Source organism: Suttonella ornithocola, from assembly GCF_001889065.1.
Taxonomy (GTDB): Bacteria; Pseudomonadota; Gammaproteobacteria; order Cardiobacteriales; family Cardiobacteriaceae; genus Suttonella_A; species Suttonella_A ornithocola.
This window is the reverse complement of record NZ_LWHB01000055.1, coordinates 1-2,046: the sequence shown is the minus strand read 5'-3', so window position 1 is coordinate 2,046 and position 2,046 is coordinate 1. Positions and strand designations below refer to the sequence as shown.

The 2,046-nt window shown below is 36.8% G+C and carries 3 protein-coding genes; all 3 read left to right on the top strand.

What is annotated here, in order from left to right; genetic code table 11:
* Window positions 1-437 (top strand): ABC transporter permease (locus tag A5N85_RS04730; RefSeq protein ID WP_143143182.1); only part of this gene is annotated, 437 nt, incomplete at its 5' end.
* Between the two features lie 3 nt (window positions 438-440).
* Window positions 441-1,256 (top strand): outer membrane lipid asymmetry maintenance protein MlaD, encoded by an 816-nt coding sequence (gene mlaD, locus A5N85_RS04725; RefSeq protein WP_072576200.1) that lies wholly within the window; start codon window positions 441-443, stop codon window positions 1,254-1,256.
* Between the two features lie 14 nt (window positions 1,257-1,270).
* A complete protein-coding gene (locus A5N85_RS04720; protein ID WP_072576199.1) occupies window positions 1,271-1,870 on the top strand; it encodes an MlaC/ttg2D family ABC transporter substrate-binding protein in 600 nt (199 codons plus the stop codon).
* Window positions 1,871-2,046: the final 176 nt, after the last annotated feature.

Below are 2,046 nucleotides of genomic sequence, written 5' to 3'. Positions count from 1 at the left end.
CTGCTGAAATTGGTCTAATGAAAACAACAGAGCAATTATCTGCGATGGAAATGATGGGAATAGAGCCTATTGCACAAGTAGGTGTTCCTAGATTTTTTGGTGCTTTAATTGCAGTCCCTTTGTTAGTTGTTATATTTGTTGCGATTGCTATGGTTGGCGCTTATGCTGTGGGAGTTCCGCATTTGGGGCTTGATGGCGCTTCTTTTTGGGGACAATTACAAAGAATTGTTTCATTTCATGAAAATATTTTTTTAGGAATGATTGTTAAAGGCATCGTTTTTGGCTTTTTATGTGCATCAATTGCTGTTTTTGAAGGATTTGTCGCTCCTCCAACGGCGCAAGGCTTAGGGCGAGCAACAACTAAAACCGTTGTCATCTCATCACTAGCTATTTTAGCAGCAGACTTTCTGCTCACTTCCGTTATGTTTGGAATGTAAATTATGCAAAAAAATAAAATTTTAACTTTATTTGTGGGGCTGTTTGTTTTATTAGCAATCTTAGGATTATTTTTTCTAGGATTTAAAGCCAGTCGTTTAGGAGGATTCCATCCAGGAGAAGTTTATGAGTTACAAGCTTTATTTGGAGATGCTAGTGGATTAGGAAAAGAAGCGAAAGTAACATTAGCCGGTGTCCAAATTGGACGAGTTTCTTCTATTGAGCTTATTCCTGAACGTGCTGAGGCAAAAATCACTTTTGAAATTAGTCAATCAGTATCGCTTCCTATTGATAGCAATGCTCGCATCTTAACTTCTGGATTGTTAGGCGAAAGATATATTGGAATTACACCTGGTACTTCCGATAAAATGCTTAAAAATGGTGATAGCTTAACGCGCACTGGTGGGGCAATGGTTTTAGAAAAAATGCTACAACAAATTAGCGGTTTCAGTAGCGAATTTTATCCAGATCAATATTATACGGTTAAAGCACGATTTTCGGACATTACAGGCTTATCCTCTAATGCAGCTGTTACACAATCAGGTGTGCAAATTGGTCGTATTACTAATATTGCGCTAGACCAAAAAACTTTCCAAGCTGTAGTCACAATGCAAATTGCTAAGCAGTATAATCAAATCCCATTAGATAGTAGTGCTGATATTTTAAGCAGCAGTTTAATTGGTGGTAAATATATTGGTATTACCGCTGGTGGTGATACGCAGATGATGACGGACGGCGATGAGTTTCAATATACAAATTCTTCTGTCGTATTAGAGAAAGTCATCCAGCAGTTCATTACAAATATGTCTATGAAAAACTAATTAGGAGTTTTTTTATGAAAAGATGGTTATTAGGAGCTATTTTAGGTGTGCTCAGTACAGTTACTTTTGCTGCTCAATCTTCACCAGAAGGAGCGAAAGCTTTAATTGAACAGACGTCAACTGAAATTTTAGCCTCTTTAGATGCAAACAAAGCAAAGTATCAAAATAATCCAGCAGCTTTTCAGCAATTTATTGAGCAAGAAATATCCCCACATTTAGCTTTTAATCGTATGGCTGAAATTGCATTAGGTCGTCATTTACAAGAAGTCCGCGCAGCTGGAAAATTTGATGCATTTAGTCAAACATTTAGAAAATTACTTATTCGTGTCTATTCAAAAGGTTGGTCTGGATATACGCAAGCCAAAATAAAAGTCTTAGGCATGCCAGTTGTAGATAAATATAACCGTGCAAAAGTTCGTGTTCAAGTGACTGATAATACTGGAAAAGTATCTAATATGGAATTTGCACTTTGGTATGACAATGGTCAATGGAAAATTTATGATGCAACCTTTGAAAACGTTTCTTTAATTACAGGTTATCGGAATACTTTCGATACTGAGTTACAAAGAGGTGGCATTGATGCATTGATTAATAAAATGCAATCAATGAACTAATTATGCAAACGCCAATTGGTGAAATTAATACTCAAGGGCAATTAGCGCTTGTTTCAACTTTAACGGCTGATTATCTCTCTAATCAGCCGTTTTCTGCTCTCTCAGAAAAATTACCTTCGATGATAGTCGTTGATGGTTCAACAGTGACAAATTGTGATAGTGCTGGTGTCGCGGCA